Origin of the sequence: Providencia sp. PROV208 (genome assembly GCF_028479465.1) — a bacterium.
GTDB classification, from domain to species: domain Bacteria; phylum Pseudomonadota; class Gammaproteobacteria; order Enterobacterales; family Enterobacteriaceae; genus Providencia; species Providencia alcalifaciens.
This window is the reverse complement of sequence record NZ_JAMPNS010000008.1, coordinates 61,733-82,315: the sequence shown is the minus strand read 5'-3', so window position 1 is coordinate 82,315 and position 20,583 is coordinate 61,733. Positions and strand designations below refer to the sequence as shown.

The following is a 20,583-nucleotide window of genomic DNA, read 5'->3' as shown; positions in this document are numbered from 1 at the left end:
GTTATTGGCTTCGCAGGATTCCCTAGTTACGCAGTTATCTACGTGCCTAGGGATTTATTCAATCGGCATGACCTTGCGGTAGTCTGCGTGATTAGGGATATTCGACGCGACAGTTAGAAGTCTGGCTGGCAAGTAAAATGCATTGGCGTACCATACTCTGGATGTGTGATATAGAGCTCCTGAGCATGTAACTGCAAACGTGGCGCCAATGCTAATGCTTCTTCATGAGCATAGAATCTATCCCCAAGGATTGGATGCCCCAGTGCCAACATGTGCACACGTAATTGATGCGATCGCCCAGTAATGGGGGAAAGTTTAACTCGTGTGGCTTGCTCTTCATATTCCAGAACAAGGTATTCGGTTTGTGCTGATTTACCCGTTTCAAAACAGACTTTCTGCTTAGGGCGATTCGGCCAATCACAAATTAGTGGTAAATCCACCAAACCTTCGGGCTTTTCTAAATGACCCCATACGCGCGCAACATAGTGTTTTTTGGGCTCACGCTCTCGAAATTGGCGTTTGAGTTCCCGCTCAGCGGCTTTGTGCAGCGCAACCACCATTACTCCGCTGGTTGCCATATCCAAACGGTGAACAGATTCAGCAGCAGGGTGATCTCGCTGAATACGGCTCATAATGCTGTCATGGTGCTCAGGGGCTTTCCCTGGCACTGAAAGCAGACCGCTAGGCTTGTTTACTACGATGATATGTTCATCTTGGTAAAGGACATATAGCCAAGGGTCTGTTGGCGGATTATAGGGTAACATTTTTTATCCTTCATTCTTCACGCTGTAGCGGTATTGGCAGCTCTTAGCTACCCTAGTCACATACTTGAGTATGCTCCTAGGGATATCTTCGTTTGCCGCCTAGCTACAACGCGAATAATTTTGGCTAATAATAGAGAGATAAAGTCAAAAGCCAAACTATAAATACCTACTTTTTATCCTTCACTCTTCACGCTGTAGCGGTGTTGGCTGCTATCAGCCAGCACCGCTAGTGCCGAGCTACATTCTCTACTGATGCGTGACAACCACGAGGCGAATAGCATCGAGGCGCCATGATGCTTGGTTGATATTGGTCATCAATTGGCGACGTTCTTCTTCGATAATGTCGAGTTCTTCATCACGGATATTCGGGTTAACCGCTTTCAGTGCTTCTAAACGTGACAGCTCAAGAGTTAGAGCTTTATCGGCCGCTTCTTTCGCATTCTCAATAATAGATTTAGCTTCTTTCTCAATCATTGGTTCAGAGAGTCGTAGCACTGAATGCACTTCGTTTTGTACCGCATTGACTAACTTGCTCGCCATATGACGGTTAATTGCATTTAATTGGCGGTTAAAGCTCTCGAATTCCACTTGTGAAGAGAGGTTATTACCTTTTAAATCAATTAATAAACGTACTGGCGTTGCGGGTAGAAAACGACTGATTTGCAGTTGTTTAGGGGCTTGAGCTTCAACCACATAAATCAATTCGGTCAGTAATGTACCGACTGGCAATGCTTTATTTTTCAAAACAGACACGGCACAGCTACCGGTATCACCCGATAACACTAAGTCCAAACCGTTACGAATAATTGGGTGCTCCCAACTAATAAACTGTGTATCTTCGCGCGAAAGAGCCTGCTCACGATCAAAGGTGATGGTGCAACCATCTTGTGGTAATCCTGGGAAATCAGGGACTAACATATGATCTGATGGCGTGAGGATAATTAAGTTATCGCTCTTATCTTCTTGATTGATGCCTACGATATCAAACAAGTTCAACGCAAAGTTGACTAACTCAGTTTCGTTATCTCCTTCGCCAATTTCTTCGGCTAGTTGATTACCCGCATCACCACCATTTGAGTGCATTTCCAGCAATCGGTCGCGACCTTGCTCTAACTGGGCTTTCAGTGCATCGTGTTCTTCACGGCAGTTTTTGATAAATTCATCAAACCCGTCAGTGATAGTTGGCTCTGCCATAAATTGCAGCAGTTGCTGATAGTATTTGTCGTAAATAGTACGACCCGTTGGGCAAGTATGCTCGAATGCATCTAACCCTTCGTGGTACCAGCGGATCAACACAGATTGCGCAGTATTTTCTAAGTACGGCACGTTGATGACGATATCGCGGCTTTGACCAATACGATCCAAACGCCCAATACGCTGCTCAAGTAGGTCAGGGTTGAATGGCAGATCAAACATCACTAATTGGTTAGCAAATTGGAAGTTACGGCCTTCGGAGCCAATTTCTGAACACAGTAAAACCTGTGCCCCCTCTTCTTGTGAAGCAAAGTAGGCAGCAGCTCGGTCACGCTCTAACAGCGATAAACCTTCGTGGAATACCGCGGCGCGGATCCCTTCACGTTCACGCAGAACTTGCTCAAGTTGCAATGCGGTGGCAGCTTTAGCACAGATAACCAGTACTTTTTCGTGGCGATTCGCGGTTAAGAAGCCCATCAGCCATTCAACACGAGGGTCAAAGTTCCACCAAGTGGCGTTTTCGCCTTCAAATTCTTGGTAGATTTGTTCTGGATACAGCATCTCTTTTGCGCGAGTTTCCACATCCTTTTTCGTGCCCATAATGCCAGCGACTTTGATTGCCGTTTGGTATTGAGTTGGCAGTGGCATTTTTAAAGAATGCAATTCACGGCGTGGGAAGCCTTTGACACCATTACGGGTGTTTCTAAATAACAGGCGGCTAGTACCGTGTCTGTCCATCAGCATGTGGATCAGTTCTTGGCGAGCGGCTTGGCTATCATCACCTTCAAGATTCGCAGCTTTTAGTAACGGCTCAATATCTTGTTCTTTAATGAGTTCGTTCAGTATATTTTGCTGATCGTTCGTTAATTTATCGCCGGACAGCAGCAGTGAAACCGCATCTGCGACAGGGCGATAGTTTTCTTGCTCAGCTAAAAACTCTTGGTAGTCGTGGAAACGGCTAGGATCGAGGAGGCGCAAACGCGCAAAGTGACTCTCTTGACCAAGCTGCTCAGGGGTTGCGGTTAATAGCAACACAGATGGAACATGTTCCGCTAACGTTTCAATGACTTGATATTCACGGCTTGGGGCGGTTTCGCTCCATTGCAGGTGATGAGCTTCATCAACCACCATCATATCCCAACCTGCGTCAACGAGTTGGTCAAAGCGCTGTTTATTACGGCGAACAAAATCCAAAGAACACAGCACTAACTGCTCAGTTTCAAATGGATTATCGCTATCATGTTGCGCTTCACTGTAGCGGCTATCATCAAATAGGGAAAAGCGTAAATTAAAGCGGCGCAGCATTTCGACTAGCCATTGGTGCTGCAAGCTATCCGGTACAATCACTAAGACGCGCTCAGCACGACCCGCCATCAATTGTTGATGGATAATCATACCCGCTTCGATTGTTTTTCCTAAGCCCACTTCGTCTGCCAGTAAAACGCGCGGATGATGACGTTTACCTACTTCGTTAGCAATATGCAGCTGATGAGGGATTAAACTTGCGCGGATACCACGTAAGCCAGTGGCTTGGTGTTTAACTTGTTCGCTTTGGAATTTACGTGCGCGAAAACGCAGAGCGAAGCGATCCATACGATCGATTTGACCCGCGAACAGCCTGTCTTGTGGCTTATTAAACGTCAATTTGCTATCGAGGAAAACCTCTCTCAAACTGACATCCGCTTCTTGGGTGTCTAAGCGCGTTCCGGTATAGGTCAGTAACCCTTTGTCTTCTTGAATACTTTCAACTTGTAGCTGCCAACCTTCGTGACTGGTGATGGTATCACCTTCGTTGAACATCACTCGGGTGATGGGCGCATCACTTCGTGAATACAGTCTGTTTTCCCCTGTTGCAGGGAAAAGCAACGTCACCATACGGGCATCAATAGCCACGACGGCGCCTAACCCAAGTTCGCTTTCTGTGTCGCTGATCCAGCGTTGACCAAGAGTAAATGGCATAGGTTTAATTTAATTCCATAATTTTGATTGTTTATTTTTAGATGTTTAAGACAACTAATCGGTGTCTTTGCCCAGTGTTGATATAACGGTTATATACCAAGGGTGATGCGAAATTTTTTAATCGTTTTGCCGTTTGGCAATTATAGCTCTTTTCTCTTTCGAGTCGCGTTGCTCGAATTATGATGAGTATAGCCGATTTTCTCGCCAAGCTGTGCGTATAACAGGTCGAGATATCAAAGGGGCGTTATATTAATTCAACATTCGCTTATCGTCACCTGTTAAAAATGCGGCAATTGTAATAAGAATTGTACAATTCTCGCTGCTCGTTAGGCTTTAAAACAAAAGATTAATTTGCCCTGTCAAAATGGTATCGAAATCATCTTGCAGAAAAGGGAGAATCCCATCGGCGATAGGCTTGATTTGTTTGAGAATATAGTGCTCATAATCGGGTTTAGCCGTCACAGTTTCAAGCGGTTCAGGACCCGCTTGGGTAATAATGTAGCTGATCCAACCCCCATTTTGATACTGCAAAGGGCGCTGTAATTTTAAATTGTATTCATCCGCCTGTCGTGCAGCTCTTACGTGAGGGGGAACATTACGCTGATAATCGGACAATTTACGACGCAGGCGTTTACGATAAATCAAGCGATTGTCATATTCTCCAGAACGAATGGCACGAATATAATCGTTAATAAACTCTCGATAAGGCTGACGATAAAAAATACGGGTATACAACTCTTTTTGGAAATTTTGAGCGAGAGGCGTCCAATCAGAGCGGATAGTCTCTAACCCTTTAAAAACCATGGTATCTTGGCTTAAACCTGCATAGCGTTTTTTACTGCCTTGGTCAGTTCCGCGGATCGTTGGCATCAAAAAGCGTCGATAGTGGGTTTCATATTCAAGTTCGAGAACACCATCGAGTTGCCACTCTTCTTTAAGATGTTGTTTCCACCAATTATTAACATGATCTCGCAATTGATAACCGACTTTTTGCGCTTGTTCATCTGTGTGAGGATCCCTTAGCCAAACAAAGGTGGAATCTGTATCCCCATAGATTACCTGATAGCCTTGAGATTCAATTAATTGCTTCGTAATGCGCATGATTTCATGACCACGCATCGTAATTGAAGCGGTTAATCTAGGATCAAAAAAGCGACATCCATCGGCACCTAAAACCCCTGCAAATGCATTCATAATGATTTTGAGTGCTTGGGATAGAGGGGCATTTTTTTGTTGTTTAGCTTTATCTCGACCTTGCCAAATATGGCTGACAATATCAGGTAAACAGTGCGTAGTGCGGGAAAACCATGCCCCACGAAATCCTTCAACAGAATGCTCAGGTTCAGGATGAGCCAGCCCTTCAATCATGCCTGCAGGGTCAATCAAAAAGGTGCGAATAATTGAGGGATATAGGCTTTTATAATCAAGCACCAAAACAGAGTCATACAAACCAGGTTGGGAGTCCATGACAAATCCGCCGGGATTGAGCTGAAATTTTTGCTCAGAGAGCGTAGGGGCAACAAACCCTAAGCGGTGTAGCCGAGGAATATATAAATGGGAAAAGGCGGCGACTGAGCCTCCCATGCGATCGGCGGCGAGCCCTGTGACTGTAGAGCGTTCTTGCAAGAATGCCATTAAATCGGTTTTTTCAAAGATGCGATGCACCAAAATACAGTCTTGAATATTGTAATGGGCGAGGGCGGGTTTATCGTGAGCAAAGCGGCGGTTAATTTCATCCATCCGATCATAGGGAGTATCAATTGCCTTTCCTTCACCAAGCAATTGCTGGGCAACGGATTCCAAACTGAATGAACTGAAACTCCATGTTGCCGATTTTAACGCATCAATACCATCAATAATTAAGCGACCTTCAGCGGAGGCAAAAAACACCCCTTGCTTAAAACCGTGTTCTCGCCATTCAAGCTTTTTCCCTTGCCGACCTAATAAAAGTGGAATGCCATAACGCTCTGCGTGTTTTTGTAACACTTGCAAATCAAATTGAATTAAATTCCAACCGATAATGGCGTCAGGATCATATTGCTGAATCCAGTCGTTTAATTGTTCGAGTAACTGAGGGCGACTGTTTGCGTACACTAGCCGATGTTCATTGTTGAGGGCTGGACCTTGTTCAGGCCCCAGCATAAACACGACATTATCACCACAGCCAGCTAACCCAATTGAGTAAAGCTCCCCATGCTGGCTAGTTTCAATATCAAGGGATACAGCGCGTAATGTTGGTCGATAACCGTCACAAGGTTTAAGTTGATATTTTCCTTGATGATTTCGAGAAAACCACACGGGAGCGGTAATAAAGCGCTCCATTAAATAACGTTCACAAGGGCGAATATCAGTTTCTAATAACTCGACACCTAGCGCTTGGCAATTTTTGTCCAAATTTTGTAACTGGCGATATTGCTGACAGTAAATGGCATACACTTTTTCGCGTTTAAAATCCCGAAGCTCAACGGGGCGATAGCTAATATCAGCTTGCCCTTCAAATAAATGGCGTACAAGGGGCAGTTTAGATTCGGGTAAAAAACCGACGGCTTGTTGATAAGGAACAATGACTTTTTGCGGTTGATTATCGGTAAGTAGCCAATAGCTGACCTCGATACCGTAGCGGGTATCTCGCCAATGGCGGCTAAGAATAAAGCCTTTTTCAGCGGGGGCATTGGATGGAGGCATAAAGGAAACTCGCGTAAATAATCTGCAATTAATATACGCGAATGGTGGGGATTTATACAGTGTTATTTATCGAGATAATTAGAAATGCCTAATAATGCAGAAGCATCGGTTTTGCCTTGTAACAGTGTTTCAGTATCGCCGTCATACACAATTGCGCCATCGGCAATCACTAAGCTACGAGGGGCGATTTGTAGCGAGTCTTCAATACTATGAGAGACCATCAATAACGTGATGGATTTATTAACGCAAATGTCATTGAGTAATTGCAGCATTTCATTGCGTAAAGCGGGATCTAAGGCAGAAAATGGCTCATCTAACAATAAAATAGGTTGGTTGCGAATTAAACAGCGAGCAAGCGCTGCACGTTGACGTTGACCACCCGATAACTGCGCCGGTGTTCTATCCAAACATTCAGTTAAGCTGACGTGTTGTGCCATCTGTTCAACTTCAGTCATTTGCAGTTGATTAAGGCGCAAACTAGGTTGTAAGCCTAACCCAATATTTTGCCTAACCGTGAGGTGGGCAAAGAGATTATTTTCTTGGAATAGCATGGAGACAGGGCGCTTCGCAGGGGGTGTCAAAGTATGATTTTCGCCATTTAACGTGATAGTGCCATGGCGAGGATACTGAAATCCACTAATTAGGCTAAGTAGGGTACTCTTGCCTGCGCCGCTCGGTCCCATGATCGCGACTCTTTCTCCTGAAGCGACTATGAAATCAAAGTGCATGTTCAGACTATCGTATTGATAATCTAGGTTTTTTAATTCAATCATGAGTCTTTCCCGATAATCTCTCAAGTAAGCTGAACAGGCAAAAACAAAGTAACAGCAATAGCATCGCGGTGACAGCACCGTCATGAGTACGATAAGCGCCTATTTGCTGATAAAGATAGTAAGGTAGAGTGCGAAACGCTTCATTACCAAACAGGGCGACGACGCCAAAATCCCCGATTGAAATAACACAAGCAAACGCTAATGCTTGAGCGATAGGTTTACGTAGCGCGCGTAACTCAATAATTTTAAATCGGTTAAAGCCTGTAATTTCCAAAGATTGACACAATGGATTATAACGTTGAGCCAAATCCCGCGTAGGGTTATCAAGCACTTTTAGGGCATAAGGGATCGCAAGTAAGGCATTTGTCATGATCACGAGCGGATAAGGAGTCTCAGGGATACCAATGGTTTCATTGAAAAAAATGAAAAAGCCAGTTGCCAGAACAATCCCAGGCATCGCGAGAATGATGAGACCGCTGAGTTCAATCGCTTGTCCAAGTTTTAGTGCATTTCTCAGTCGTAGTTCTCGGCTACTCCAAAGCAGCATTAGCGTGAGGATGACACATATCACTCCTGCGAAAAGTGCGATAAACAGTGATGTTGATGTTGCTTGCCATAAGGCTGATTGCTGGAGGACGTCCAGTAGTTGACTATTTAGTCCATCGACAATAACCGCTAATAAGGGCGGGATTAATAGGAGGAGGGCGGCAGCAATCACAAGCAAATCGCGCAAGCGACGAAATAGGTTATCGGCAGGGTCAAACCACTGATTTTGATGACTAAAGCCAATTGAGAATGCATGATTAATGTGCTGGCAAATTAACATTAAGCCCACGCAGCAGCCAAGCTGAATCAAGGCGAGCAATGTGGCTCGTCCTAAATCAAAGTCATAGCTAAGCGCTTGATAAATCGCTAACTCGATAGTTGTCGCTGCTGGACCGCCTCCCAAAGCAAGTACTGTCGCAAAACTGGCAAAGCACAACATAAAAATTAAGGCGCCAGTCGGTAACATCTGGCGGCGCAAATAGGGCCATTCCAAAATAGCGAATTGTTGCCACTCATTAAATCCAAGTTGAGCTGCGCTTTGTCGTTGCTCAATAGCAATATTTTCAAGCGATTGTAATAGCATTCGGGTGGCGAGTGGCATATTGAAAAAGATATGAGCCAACAAAATGCCACGTAATCCATAAGGCGAGAATTGGTATTCAAATCCTAGCCATTGGCACAGTTTTGCAAGCCATCCGGTTTGCCCATATACCGATAAAATACCAAAAACAGCCACCAATACGGGTAAAACGAGAGTCATAGCGCATAGGCGGAGGAAGAGCGTTCGTCCCCAGAACCGCCGGCGGTAAAGGGCTCTTGCAAGAAAAATAGCGGGAATAATGGAAAAAATCGCGGAAAGCAGTGCCTGCAAAAACGTAAAACCGATGACATGCCAGAGGTAATCATCTTCAACGATTTCTTTGAGCGAAATTTCAGGTGCGAAAAACCACAGAGCCCCAAATGCGAGCAAAGCAACGACAAGCAATAAACCGGAGGCAAGCGCCCCCGGTAATAAAGTTAAGTTGATTAACGACTGACGGCGGTTTGCCATAAACGAGTCCATGCTTGACGTTCTTTAGCCACTTCTTGAGCACTAAATTGCAATGACTTTTTCGGTAATGGCAACACGTTATACACTTCAGGTAGCGGTATATCGATCACCGGATACATCCAGTTAGTTGTGGGTAATGTGTTTTGGAATTCTGGCGTTAACATAAACTGTAAAAACTGTTTTGCGAGCTCAGGCTGCGGGCTGTGCTTCAATCTAGCTGCTACCTCGACTTGCATATAATGCCCTTCATCAAACAGAGCCGCAGCGTAGTTATCTTTCTTATCATTCAGAATCTGGTAGCCTGGAGAGGCGGTATAGCTAAGAACAAAATCACCTTCGCCTTTCAAGAATAATCCATAAGATTCACTCCAGCCTTTCGTGACCGTGAGCGTTTTGTCTGCCATTTTTTTCCATGCATCGGCAGATTTTTCACCGTAGATTTTTTCAACCCACAACATTAACCCTAAGCCAGGGGTGCTGGTGCGAGGATCTTGATAAATGATTTTCCAATTATTTTTGCTATCAAGCAGCTCATTCATGCTTTTCGGTGGCTGCTTAATTTTATTGGTATCGTAGATGAACGCGAAGTAGCCATAGTCGTAAGGAATGAATGTTTTGCTATTCCATTCGATAGGTAATTTGAGGGCATCAGTTTTGATATCTGCAGCGGCGAATAATCCTGTTTTTTCTGCGGAATCAAGCAAGTTGTTATCTAAACCTAAGATAACGTCAGCTTTGCTTTTAGCACCTTCCATACGCAGGCGGTTGAGTAGCGCAACACCATCACCTAATGAAACTAATTTCAATTCACAATCACATTGGGCTTCGAAATTCTTTTTAATTTGTGGACCTGGACCCCACTCAGCGGCAAAAGAATCATAGGTATAGACAGTCAGCGTTGGTTTCTCGGCTGAGGCTAACGTTGCAAAACTTAAGGTGGTTAATGCAATGATAGAGGTAAATAGCTTATTTTTAGTCATTGTAATTCCTGCGTAAATCATAAAAAACACACAGGATTTGAGGGGGGACCGATACAATAATTTGTAGACGGCAGCTCAAATCCCTACGCCGGTATTAGCCGGATCAGGTTCTACGGGTTATTTCTCAGCCCAAATTGGCACCCCGTTGAGACGCAGACTATTGTAGTTACTTCAGACATATCTGCAAACTGTATTGATATAGGTTTACCAGTTTAGGTATGTGTGAAACAATTAGGCATCTTTCAAATTTGGTTATTGAGGTAGTCTAGTGATCGATGATGATGGCTACCGCCCGAATGTAGGAATTGTAATTTGTAATCGGCAAGGTCAAGTCTTATGGGCTCGCCGTTATGGTCAGCATTCTTGGCAATTTCCTCAAGGTGGGATTAACCCTGGGGAATCGCCAGAACAAGCGATGTATCGTGAGTTATACGAGGAAGTCGGACTACAGCGTAAAGATGTCAGGTTACTTGCATCTACCCGTAATTGGTTACGCTACAAATTACCTAAGCGTTTGGTGCGTTGGGATACAAAACCTGTTTGTATTGGACAGAAACAACGTTGGTTTTTACTTCAACTCCAATGTAATGACGCCGATATAAATGTGCAGCGCAGTAAATCGCCAGAATTTGACGGCTGGCGGTGGGTCAGTTATTGGTATCCTGTTAGGCAAGTGGTTTCTTTTAAACGCGAAGTTTATCGGCGTGTTATGAAGGAATTCGCCCCCGTGGTTATGCCTTTGCAGGAACAAAAATTACCACAACGACCTGTTTTTAATAATCGTAGGCGCGGAGTCAAATAAGCCTATGTTGACGCGTTTACGTGACATTGTCGAAAAGGTCGCGATGGCGACCAGCTTGACCCAAGCGCTTGAAGTTTTGGTCAATGAAACCTGCAAAGCGATGCGCACAGATGTGTGCTCGATTTATTTAGCAGATCATCCTCGTCAATGTTATTACCTAATGGCAACCCGCGGGCTGAAAAAGCCTAGCGGGATTGCTATTCGTCTAGGATTTGACGAAGGGGTTGTTGGCGCTGTCGGTCGACAATCTGAAATGCTGAATCTCGCGGACATTCGTGAACACCCTCAATTCAAATATCTCCCTCAAATTAAAGAAGAGCAGCTCAAGGCATTTCTTGGTGTGCCTGTGGTTTATCGACGTCAGCTACTGGGTGTGCTGGTCGTTCAGCAACGAGAAAAGCGGTTATTTAGCGAAACCGAAGAGTCCTTTATGGTGACGCTATCTATGCAGTTAGCGGTGATTTTATCTCAAGCACAGACCAAAGGTATTTTTGGCCAATATCGTCAAAATCGCTTTAAAGCCATTCCTGTTTCACAAGGAATTTCAATGGCATATGGTTGGCAAGATACTTCCCAGCCATCTTTAGATAGCATATGCCAAGCCACCACATTAAATATTGATGAAGAACGCCAGCGTTTGGTTGTTGCACTGGAAAGTGCCGCTGCGGAATTTCGCCGGATCAGCAAACGTTTTATGGCAAGTTCATCCAAAGAGAGCGCTGCCATTTTTGATCTGTATAACCACTTGCTTAGCGATCCCCAACTGAAAAAACGATTGTTTACGGCGATCAATCAAGGCGCAGTGGCAGAGTGGGCCGTCAAAACAGTTATCGAAGATTATGCCTTGCAGTTCTCTCGCCTGAGAGATCTTTATTTAAGAGAGCGCGGCTCGGATCTTCGGACGTTAGGGCAACGTTTATTGTTTCATCTGGATGACTCTCAGACTCCCACTAGTCAATGGCCAGATCGTTTTATTTTGGTTGCGGATGAGTTGAGTGCCAGTGTTCTTGCTGAGTTACCGCTTGAGCAATTGGCAGGAGTGATTGTTCGCGATGGTGCAACACATTCACACTCGGCGATTTTGATCCGCGCAATGGGGATCCCAGCCATTATGGGGGCGGATATTGAGCCTTCGTTATTACACAATCGTCATCTGATTTTGGATGGGTATCGTGGTGAAGTATTTATTGAACCTGAAAATTTTATCGCTCAGGAATATCAGCAAATCATCGAAGAAGAAAATGACCTTAGCCGATTAGCGGAAGGAACACTTTCCCAAGACGCCATACTGAAAAATGGCGAGCATGTGGATATTTGCCTTAACGCTGGGCTGAGTCCGCGTTATGAACAACAAATTCATGATGGTGTTGACGGAGTCGGGTTATACCGTACTGAGCTGCCATTTATGCTGCACAATGGCTTTCCCTCAGAAGATGAGCAGAAGCAGTTATATCGTGAAGTATTGCAACTGTTTTCAACCAAACCGGTTGTGCTAAGAACGTTGGACATTGGGGCGGACAAACAGCTGCCCTATATGCCGATTAGTGAAGAGAATCCATGTTTAGGCTGGCGTGGGATCCGAGTGATGTTGGATCAACCTGAGATATTTTTGATCCAGTTACGAGCTATGTTGCGAGCGAACCAAGATACGGGGAATTTGCGTATTTTGCTGCCGATGATCACCAGCATTAATGAGGTGGATGAAGCGATTGGCTTGATTAATCGCGCCCGAAATGAAGTCAGCCAACAGCTTGGTAAACCAATTAATTTACCGCCAATAGGCGTCATGCTGGAAGTACCTTCGTTATTGTTTTTGCTGCCAGAGCTAAAACAACGTGTTGATTTTATTTCTATTGGTACCAATGACTTTACACAATATTTACTTGCAGTTGACCGTAATAACACTCATGTAGCGGCACTCTATGATAACCTGCACCCTGCGGTGGTTCGCTTTTTATCCCTGGTTCATACCGAATGTCAGCGTATTGGTTTACCAATCAGTGTGTGCGGTGAAATGGCGGGTCAACCATTAAGCGCGATGGTGCTAATGGCTTTAGGCTATCGAAGTTTAAGTATGAGTGGGCGTAGTGTGCCTCGCATGAAGTATTTAATTCGCCAGCTTGATCCTCTATTGATGTCTGAATTAGTACCTGAACTGCTTTCGGCAGAAACGAGTGAAAATGTCCGACACAAAATCAGTGAGTTCATGGAAAAAAATGGACTCGGTGGGTTTGTGCGTGGCGGGATCTAATTTGATCTTCTATGTTATTAATATGTAATTATATGCTGACAATAACCTCGTGTTATTATGCGGCATAATTTTTGAATCAATTATTTTAAAGTGGGGAACGATGAGTAACAGCTACTTAGCATTTCCGGAAATTGATCCCGTTATGTTTTCGATTGGACCAGTTTCTCTACATTGGTATGGTTTTATGTACCTTGTGGGGTTCGTTTTTGCGTTATGGCTAGCAGGGCGTAGAGCGGCTAAGCCAAATAGCGGCTGGACAAAAAATGAAGTCGAAAACCTCCTGTATATTGGCTTTGTCGGTGTATTTGTTGGTGGGCGATTAGGCTATGTTTTCTTCTATAATTTACCTGTTTTCTTAGCTGACCCATTGTACCTATTCAAAGTGTGGGATGGGGGAATGTCCTTCCATGGTGGCTTGATCGGCGTTATCTGTGCCATGATGTTGTTTGCCTATCGCACTAAACGACGCTTTTTACAAGTGTCTGATTTCGTTGCACCTTTAATTCCCTTTGGTCTTGGTATGGGGCGTATCGGTAACTTTATTAATGGTGAATTATGGGGACGCGTCACATTAGATACACCATGGGCGTTTTTATTCCCTCATTCAAGAAGTGAAGATATTCAGCTTGCGGCACAAGATCCATCCCTGTTACCTATTCTTGAGCAATATGGCGTGTTACCAAGACACCCATCTCAGCTGTATGAAATGTTTTTAGAAGGCATCGTTTTATTCCTGATTTTGAATTTATTTGTTCGTAAGCCTCGCCCAATGGGAAGCGTATCGGGCTTATTCCTTATTGGCTATGGTGCATTCCGTATCATTGTGGAATTCTTCAGACAACCGGATGCGCAGTTAGGGCTATTTGGCGGCATCAGTATGGGGCAAATACTCTCAATTCCGATGATTCTTATCGGTGTATTGATGATTATTTGGGCTTATAAATATGGTAAAAATATTCCTGCCCATAAGCCCGCTAAGAACGCAGACAGTAAGTAAATCAAGTCAATATAGGTTTGTGTTATTACTGATGTTTTATAGCACAAACCGCCTGTATTTTTGAGTAAGAGAGCCACTATGAAGCAGTATCTTGAATTATGCCAACGTATTCTCGATGAAGGTCAATGGGTTGAAAACAAGCGCACAAATGTTCGCTGTTTAACCGTTATTAATGCTGATCTCGAATATGATGTAGGTAACAATCAATTTCCTCTAATTACGACCCGCAAAAGCTTTTATAAAGCCGCTATTGCTGAATTATTAGGGTACTTACGTGGCTATGATAACGCGGCACAATTTCGTGAAATTGGTTGTAATACATGGAATGCCAATGCGAATGAAAACCAAGCATGGTTAGATAATCCGCACCGCAAAGGCGAAGATGACATGGGGCGCGTTTATGGTGTCCAAGGTCGTTCATGGCAACGTCCCGATGGTTCTCATCTTGACCAATTAAAGAAAGTCGTTAATAACCTGAAAAATGGCATTGATGACCGTGCGGAAATTATTACTTTCTATAACCCTGGCGAATTCGAAATGGGCTGCTTACGTCCATGTATGCATACCCATACCTTTTCACTGCTTGGCGATACATTGCATTTAACTTCATACCAACGTAGCTGCGATGTTCCCCTTGGACTCAATTTTAATCAGGTGCAATGTTTTGTCTTGTTGGCGCTAATGGCGCGTATTACGGGTCATAAAGCAGGTAAGGCTTACCATAAAATTGTGAATGCTCATATTTATGAAAATCAGCTACCTTTAATGCGTGATGTCCAATTAACGCGTGAGCCATACCCATCTCCAAATTTAACGATTAATCCTGAAATTAAAACCTTAGAAGATATTGAAACGTGGGTAACAACGGATGACTTCACTTTGGAAGGTTATCAGTGTCACGAAGCCATTAAATATCCATTTACGGTTTAATTAGTTTTGATTAGTTGATATGAAGGCATAGGCATTTCACATTGCTTATGCCTTCATTGTCTTCATTACCTGCCTACGTAATTACTCTTGAATTCTCTACCTCTCATCTTTTTGCTTTGCCATTTGTTCAACTACTTTCCAGCATCATTCTTTTTTTCGTGAGCTATTTTTTTGCCCCTTTATTTATTATTCAAAGTGGTATCCAGAAAGTACGAGAGAAAATGTAACCATTACATTTTTCTGGAAAGCGCTACGAAAAATAGGCGATGAAGATTGTTGTCCTATGATATTTCCGGTCATGCTTATCTCTGGGGCTAGATAGGTTGCTATCAGAAGGGAAAGATAAACCAGATGAATTTGATAAATAAAACGACGAAGTGGTTGAAGAAAAAAAAGGATGAACAGGGATTCACGTTAATTGAAATGTTAGTTGTACTGTTTCTTTGTTCAATCGTGGGGTTACCTGCATTTTATCAATGGCAACAACAAGTGAAGCGGTTACAGCTTATTGATGCTGCGAGGCAAACCGCAGAATTTATCTACAGTAACTTAATGGAAGGGATTTATCTCAATCAACATCGAATTATGTCGGTTAGTTCCACATTAACGAGCTGGAATTTAAAGGTCGCTAATGTGGATACACTACAGAAAATAAGCCAATTTAGTGGTGATAAATTCGATGGTATTGAACTTAAGCATGCGTCTAGACAATCGATTCATTTATACGGTAAGCAAGGAACCAGCAGCCCTTTTCAAATAGCGCTCAGTAATCAAAGTGACCAAATATCAGTGATAGTTTCATCTGCTGGACGAGTACGTAGTTGTAGCAAACAAGCATTAGCAGGCGCACCTAAATGTTAATACGCGCTAGAGAGAATAAAAGGGAAAAAGGGTTCTCACTATTGGAGTCTTTGGTCGCAATGCTGGTCGGTTGTTTAGTGTGTATAGCTGCAATGAATACGATCCCCGTGCTATTTAAGCAACTATTTCAGGCGTTTTTCCAATACCAATTAGATAGGGAGGTGAGACAGGTACTGATTAATATAGAAAAGGATTTTCGCCGAATTGGTCATTGTAGCCAGTCTCTCTCTAAGCCTCGCTGCGAAGGTAAGGCAATCACTATCAGCGCCAAGTTTTTAAGTCACCAAATGAACTCCTGCATTATTTTTGCCTATGACCAAGACTTATCAGGGAGTTGGGTTGTCGGGCAAGAAAAGACATTACATTCAGATTTTTTTGGATTTAGGCTTAACAATAATAAGCTTGAATCTAATCGTAACGTCACAAGCTGTGACGGAACTCGTTGGCAGTCCTTATTTGATCCTTCTATTGTTAAAGTTAATAAGCTTAATTTTAATTGGCAGCCAGCTGTGCACATGTTAGAGACGCATATCAATTTAGAAAGCCTTTTATTGCCAAGTAAAACATTTAATTACCGCTCTACCGTGATGTTAAGGAATATGCCATGAAGTGGAAGATAGCGGAGCAAGGTAATATTGCTTTAGTGATGGTGATGGTTTTAATGAGTATAGGGCTCATACTATTAAAAGCGTTACATTACTACCAAACACGGGCTAGCTATGAACTGAGCCGAGAAGAAAAATATTATCAATCGTTTAATTTAGCAGAATCTGCTTTGGCGTGGGGGCTCACTCAACATTGGGTGCTGAAGACAGATAAATCAGGTTCTTGGGTATGTCAAAAAGAACAGAATCAAGGGTGGGTGAGTTGCCTTAAATATTATAAAAACAATCAATTCATTTTATCGGGAACCGGTGAGTTACTGCCTAACAAGTCGTTAACGGTATATCGTTGGGTAATACCGATATGGAATGAAGGGCGTCTACAAGCACGAAAAAATGGGTGGATAGATTATTGCCCTGTCGCCATTAAAGGATTTTGCCAATGAAGAATTCACAGCAAGGATTTGCGCTGGTAGAGTCGATGATAGCGGTGGTTGTTTTTGCTATCTTACTCATAGCTCTGTTAAACTACAGTCAATATATCGCTTTGAATTTTAATCAAATATCTCAAAGTGCAAAGGCAGTCAGGTCTCTACATGGAACATTAGAAAAAACAGTATCTTCCCATAACGCTATTCCATTAAAAGTAGAGCCATGGGCTCATGATTTACAGAATCGAGAACAGCAGATAGAAATTGTATATTCTGCCAATGTTGGGAGCTGTGCTGAATCTAAGGTGTCCTTGTCAGCGGGCAATAAACGGCATTCGATAAGTCGCTGGCAATGCGCAAAAGGAGAGAGTCATGTTTCAGGTTTATCATTCTAACCAATTAGATCTTCTTAAAGAGCTAATTGCACACTTAATGGAGAATGATCCACTCACACATCCTTTTGAGCAAGAAATTGTGTTAGTTCAAAGCCCTGGAATGTCTCAGTGGTTACAAATAGAACTTGCTAAGCGTTTTGGGATAGCCGCTAACATAAACTACCCATTACCAGCGACGTTTATTTGGGATATGTTCCGTCGAGTTCTTCCAGATATTCCTAAGGAAAGTGCTTATACCAAGCAAGCGATGACGTGGAAATTAATGACTATTTTGCCAACAGTTATTAATGAAGCTGAATTTGAGCCTTTACGTCATTATCTTAATGACGACTCAGATAAGCGTAAATTACATCAATTATCAGGACGAATTGCTGACTTATTTGACCAGTATTTGGTCTATCGACCAGAGTGGATTTCTCACTGGCAGCGTAATGAACTAATTGAAGGATTAAGCTCAAATCAATTATGGCAAAAAAGATTATGGCTCTGCTTGGTCGAGTATACAGCGCAACTTGGTCAGTCGCCTTGGCACCGTGCAAATCTATACCAGAGCTTTATTGATAAGCTGCGGGAATCACCAGAGTTGGCTAAAAACTTACCCACTCGCTTATTTATCTGTGGTATTTCTTCTTTACCACCAGTGTACCTACAAGCGCTTAATGCTATTGCGGAACATACGGATATTCACTTAATGTTTACCAACCCATGTCGCTATTATTGGGGTGATATTCAAAGCAGTGCCTTTTTGGCGAGATTGCAACAACGAAAATTGCGCCATTATTTAGATAAATATGAAATATCTCGTTTTAAAATTGAGGAGCATGCCGCTAATTTATTTAATGCTGATGGCGAGCAAAATATTGCGAATCCATTACTGGCATCATGGGGTAAGCTTGGGCGTGACAACCTGTATTTTATTTCTCAAATTGACGCCACAAATGAAGTTTCTGCTTTTGTAGAGAATGGGAGAAATAATCTCCTTGAAAATTTACAGCAAGATATTCTAGATCTTGAAAATCACGCGCAATTAGGCGCGACATTAGAAGAGTACGAAAGTAGTCAGCATAAGCGACCGCTTAATCAATTAGACCAATCAGTGACATTCCATTCATGCCACAGTGCTCAGCGAGAAGTTGAAGTTTTACAGGATCGTTTACTGGCATTGTTTGAAGAAGATGCAACATTGACACCACGAGATGTGATCGTGATGGTTGCAGACATTGATAGTTATGCCCCTTATATTCAAGCCGTCTTTGGTAATACAAACTCATCACACTATATTCCATTCTCAATATCAGATAGAAAAGCGTTGCAAGCTCACCCGATCTTGCAAGCTTTTATCATGTTATTGGATCTCCCTCAAAGCCGATTTTCTACAGAACAAGTTTTAACATTATTAGAAGTGTCGGCATTTTCAGCACGTTTCAACATAGATGAAAGTGAACTGAGTTTATTAAGACGTTGGGTTAATGAATCTGGTATTCGTTGGGGACTTGATGATGACAATGTTCGCTCACTGTCTTTGCCTGTTATTGGGCAAAATACATGGCAGTTTGGTTTAAGCCGTATGTTACTTGGCTATGCAATGGATAGCCGTAATGGCCCCTGGAATGGGGTATTACCGTATGATGAATGCAGTGGGTTAGCTGCTCAGTTAGCGGGGAAACTTGCATTACTCGTTGATACTCTTAGAGAATGGAGAACATTGCTGGAGCAAGAACGTACTCTTGAGGAGTGGAAAACTGTCTGTCAGCAATTGATTGATACTTGCTTCAAAGTGGATAGTGAAACTGAAGTGGTGTTGGCATTATTGACTGAGCAATGGCATAAAATTATTGAAAATGCCCTGACCTCCAATTATCAAGAAACAATTCCATTACGATTAATTCGTGATGAGTTATCTGTTTGTTTTGATGATGAAAAAATTAGTCAGCGTTTTCTTGCCGGAGCAATAAATTTTTGTACATTGATGCCAATGCGTTCAGTGCCGTTCAAAGTCGTTTGTTTGCTTGGTATGAATGATGGGGCATATCCGCGTAATGTACCGCCATTAGGTTTTGATTTAATGGCAGAAAAAATACAACGTGGCGACAGAAAACGCCGCGATGATGACCGATATTTATTTTTAGAAGCGCTGAATTCAGCAGCTAAACAGCTCTACATTAGTTATATCGGGCGCTCGATCCGAGATAATCAAGAATGTAATCCATCGGTGTTGGTGACTGAACTATTGGAGTACATCTGTCAGAGCTTCTGCCTACAAGGTGACCAATCACTTAATATCGATGATAGTGCCCAGCGCTTAAAGCAGCACTTAGTCACTGAGCATAATCGAGTACCATTTGCGAAAGAAAATTTTGTACCAAACTCTCTTTATCAAAGTTTTGCTCAGGAGTGGTTACCTGCAGCAAAAAGTGAGGATAAAGCAACGGAAGTGTTCACTTCAGTATTAAAGCAAAGGGAACCTATTACAGAATTATCGTTAGAACAAATTTTACGTTTTTATCGACACCCAATTCGTGGCTTTTTCCAACAACGTCTGAAGGTCCATTTTTCGGTTGAAGAGACCGAGCTTCCAGAAGAGGAACCGTTTGTATTAGGTGGATTACAACGTTATAAAATCAATGATCAAGTCTTAGATTTGTTGGTAAAAGATGAAGACCCAAATCCGCTTTATCATGCTTTAAAGGCCTCAGGACAACTACCCGCTAAACAATTTGGTCAGATATTTTGGGAAAAGCAACTAAATGACATTGCTCCATTAGCTGAAAAAGTTAAAGAGTATGGCGATCAGCGTATTGATTACCCGATTGAATGTGAAATACAAGGAATCAAAATCACGGGTTTATTGAGAAACATTCATGAATCAGGAATATTGCGCTATCGACCTGCCTATCTAACGGCTAATGATGGGGTGCAATTATGGATAGAGCATTTATTTTTCAATGCATTCATTCGTGAAGGTGAGAGCATTGCATTAGGACGAGAAAACAGTGTTTGGCATTTTTCTGCCATACCAACCGAAAATGCCAAAGAGCACTTAAATACCTTTATCAAAGGTTATTGTGAAGGAATGAATACGCCTCTGATCCTCTTAAACCAAAGTGGTTGGAATTGGCTCTCAGCGTGTTTAGATAAAAAAACAAAGGAATATGATTTTATTTCGGAAGATGTGCAGCAAAAGGCGTTATCGGCGCTACTACAAAGCCTTCAGGGAAGCCAAATGAAAGTGGGTGAAATGGAAGATGATTATGTATTGCGGGCTTGTAGAAGCATAAATAGTTCATTGATTGAATCGCTGCTGAGTAATACTCGGCGCTTCTTACTGCCGATGGCAGAGCACTTAAAATAAAGGAGAGCAT

At 42.8% G+C, this 20,583-nt stretch carries 15 protein-coding genes and 1 riboswitch; of the genes, 9 read left to right on the top strand and 6 right to left on the bottom strand.

Features of this window, described 5'->3' with window-relative positions:
• Positions 1 to 113 precede the first annotated feature (113 nt).
• The 6 genes from rluA to thiB all read right to left on the bottom strand — a co-directional run bounded on the left by rluA (position 114) and on the right by thiB (position 9,952).
• The gene (rluA, locus tag PR766_RS06815) at positions 114 to 764 is read right to left on the bottom strand and encodes a bifunctional tRNA pseudouridine(32) synthase/23S rRNA pseudouridine(746) synthase RluA (RefSeq protein ID WP_006659213.1); all 651 of its coding nucleotides are present in this window, start codon (positions 762 to 764) and stop codon (positions 114 to 116) included.
• Positions 765 to 1,010: 246 nt separating this feature from the next.
• Entirely contained in the window at positions 1,011 to 3,917 is a 2,907-nt protein-coding gene (gene rapA / locus PR766_RS06810; RefSeq protein ID WP_036968829.1) for an RNA polymerase-associated protein RapA, read from the bottom strand.
• A gap of 333 nt (positions 3,918 to 4,250) precedes the next feature.
• Positions 4,251 to 6,602, bottom strand: coding sequence for a DNA polymerase II (locus tag PR766_RS06805; protein ID WP_006662965.1), 2,352 nt, complete (start codon positions 6,600 to 6,602; stop codon positions 4,251 to 4,253).
• A 62-nt stretch (positions 6,603 to 6,664) separates the two neighbouring features.
• Positions 6,665 to 7,375, bottom strand: coding sequence for a thiamine ABC transporter ATP-binding protein ThiQ (thiQ, locus tag PR766_RS06800; protein ID WP_006659216.1), 711 nt, complete (start codon positions 7,373 to 7,375; stop codon positions 6,665 to 6,667).
• Positions 7,368 to 8,972 (bottom strand): thiamine/thiamine pyrophosphate ABC transporter permease ThiP, encoded by a 1,605-nt coding sequence (gene thiP / locus PR766_RS06795; RefSeq protein WP_154636121.1) that lies wholly within the window; start codon positions 8,970 to 8,972, stop codon positions 7,368 to 7,370. Before thiP ends, thiQ begins: the two co-directional genes overlap by 8 nt.
• On the bottom strand, positions 8,948 to 9,952 hold the full coding sequence (gene thiB / locus PR766_RS06790; RefSeq protein WP_006662966.1) for a thiamine ABC transporter substrate binding subunit: 1,005 nt from the start codon (positions 9,950 to 9,952) through the stop codon (positions 8,948 to 8,950). The genes thiP and thiB overlap by 25 nt, the downstream gene beginning before the upstream one ends.
• A 62-nt stretch (positions 9,953 to 10,014) precedes the next feature.
• Positions 10,015 to 10,107: riboswitch (TPP riboswitch) on the bottom strand.
• A 113-nt stretch (positions 10,108 to 10,220) separates the two neighbouring features.
• On the opposite strand from thiB, the gene rppH reads away from it, so the two are divergent.
• The 9 genes from rppH to recC all read left to right on the top strand — a co-directional run bounded on the left by rppH (position 10,221) and on the right by recC (position 20,573).
• Positions 10,221 to 10,754: an RNA pyrophosphohydrolase gene (rppH, locus tag PR766_RS06785; protein ID WP_006659219.1), complete on the top strand. Its 534-nt coding sequence runs from the start codon at positions 10,221 to 10,223 to the stop codon at positions 10,752 to 10,754.
• A 4-nt stretch (positions 10,755 to 10,758) separates the two neighbouring features.
• Positions 10,759 to 13,005 carry a phosphoenolpyruvate--protein phosphotransferase gene (ptsP, locus tag PR766_RS06780; protein ID WP_036968839.1) on the top strand — a complete coding sequence of 749 codons (2,247 nt, stop codon included), beginning with the start codon at positions 10,759 to 10,761 and terminating at the stop codon, positions 13,003 to 13,005.
• A gap of 100 nt (positions 13,006 to 13,105) precedes the next feature.
• Complete coding sequence (lgt, locus tag PR766_RS06775) at positions 13,106 to 14,002, top strand: prolipoprotein diacylglyceryl transferase (protein ID WP_006659221.1); 897 nt, start codon at positions 13,106 to 13,108, stop codon at positions 14,000 to 14,002.
• A 78-nt stretch (positions 14,003 to 14,080) separates the two neighbouring features.
• Entirely contained in the window at positions 14,081 to 14,932 is an 852-nt protein-coding gene (locus PR766_RS06770; protein ID WP_006659222.1) for a thymidylate synthase, read from the top strand.
• Positions 14,933 to 15,283: 351 nt separating this feature from the next.
• Positions 15,284 to 15,793 carry a prepilin-type N-terminal cleavage/methylation domain-containing protein gene (locus PR766_RS06765; RefSeq protein ID WP_154636122.1) on the top strand — a complete coding sequence of 170 codons (510 nt, stop codon included), beginning with the start codon at positions 15,284 to 15,286 and terminating at the stop codon, positions 15,791 to 15,793.
• Positions 15,787 to 16,401, top strand: a complete 615-nt coding sequence (locus PR766_RS06760) for a prepilin peptidase-dependent protein (RefSeq protein ID WP_006659224.1) — start codon at positions 15,787 to 15,789, stop codon at positions 16,399 to 16,401. Before PR766_RS06765 ends, PR766_RS06760 begins: the two co-directional genes overlap by 7 nt.
• Positions 16,398 to 16,841 carry a DUF2509 family protein gene (locus tag PR766_RS06755; RefSeq protein WP_154636123.1) on the top strand — a complete coding sequence of 148 codons (444 nt, stop codon included), beginning with the start codon at positions 16,398 to 16,400 and terminating at the stop codon, positions 16,839 to 16,841. Before PR766_RS06760 ends, PR766_RS06755 begins: the two co-directional genes overlap by 4 nt.
• Entirely contained in the window at positions 16,838 to 17,221 is a 384-nt protein-coding gene (locus tag PR766_RS06750; protein ID WP_036962874.1) for a prepilin-type N-terminal cleavage/methylation domain-containing protein, read from the top strand. Before PR766_RS06755 ends, PR766_RS06750 begins: the two co-directional genes overlap by 4 nt.
• The gene (gene recC / locus PR766_RS06745; protein WP_006662972.1) at positions 17,199 to 20,573 is read left to right on the top strand and encodes an exodeoxyribonuclease V subunit gamma; all 3,375 of its coding nucleotides are present in this window, start codon (positions 17,199 to 17,201) and stop codon (positions 20,571 to 20,573) included. Before PR766_RS06750 ends, recC begins: the two co-directional genes overlap by 23 nt.
• The last annotated feature ends 10 nt before the right edge of the window (positions 20,574 to 20,583 follow it).

Coding starts and splice junctions, on each gene's coding strand:
- PR766_RS06805 (WP_006662965.1), bottom strand. CDS start 6,602: ATGCCTCCATCCAATGCCCCCGCTGAAAAAGGCTTTATTCTTAGCCGC.
- PR766_RS06770 (WP_006659222.1), top strand. CDS start 14,081: ATGAAGCAGTATCTTGAATTATGCCAACGTATTCTCGATGAAGGTCAA.
- thiQ (WP_006659216.1), bottom strand. CDS start 7,375: ATGATTGAATTAAAAAACCTAGATTATCAATACGATAGTCTGAACATG.
- ptsP (WP_036968839.1), top strand. CDS start 10,759: ATGTTGACGCGTTTACGTGACATTGTCGAAAAGGTCGCGATGGCGACC.
- thiP (WP_154636121.1), bottom strand. CDS start 8,972: ATGGCAAACCGCCGTCAGTCGTTAATCAACTTAACTTTATTACCGGGG.
- PR766_RS06765 (WP_154636122.1), top strand. CDS start 15,284: ATGAATTTGATAAATAAAACGACGAAGTGGTTGAAGAAAAAAAAGGAT.
- thiB (WP_006662966.1), bottom strand. CDS start 9,952: ATGACTAAAAATAAGCTATTTACCTCTATCATTGCATTAACCACCTTA.
- lgt (WP_006659221.1), top strand. CDS start 13,106: ATGAGTAACAGCTACTTAGCATTTCCGGAAATTGATCCCGTTATGTTT.
- recC (WP_006662972.1), top strand. CDS start 17,199: ATGTTTCAGGTTTATCATTCTAACCAATTAGATCTTCTTAAAGAGCTA.
- rluA (WP_006659213.1), bottom strand. CDS start 764: ATGTTACCCTATAATCCGCCAACAGACCCTTGGCTATATGTCCTTTAC.
- PR766_RS06755 (WP_154636123.1), top strand. CDS start 16,398: ATGAAGTGGAAGATAGCGGAGCAAGGTAATATTGCTTTAGTGATGGTG.
- PR766_RS06760 (WP_006659224.1), top strand. CDS start 15,787: ATGTTAATACGCGCTAGAGAGAATAAAAGGGAAAAAGGGTTCTCACTA.
- rapA (WP_036968829.1), bottom strand. CDS start 3,917: ATGCCATTTACTCTTGGTCAACGCTGGATCAGCGACACAGAAAGCGAA.
- PR766_RS06750 (WP_036962874.1), top strand. CDS start 16,838: ATGAAGAATTCACAGCAAGGATTTGCGCTGGTAGAGTCGATGATAGCG.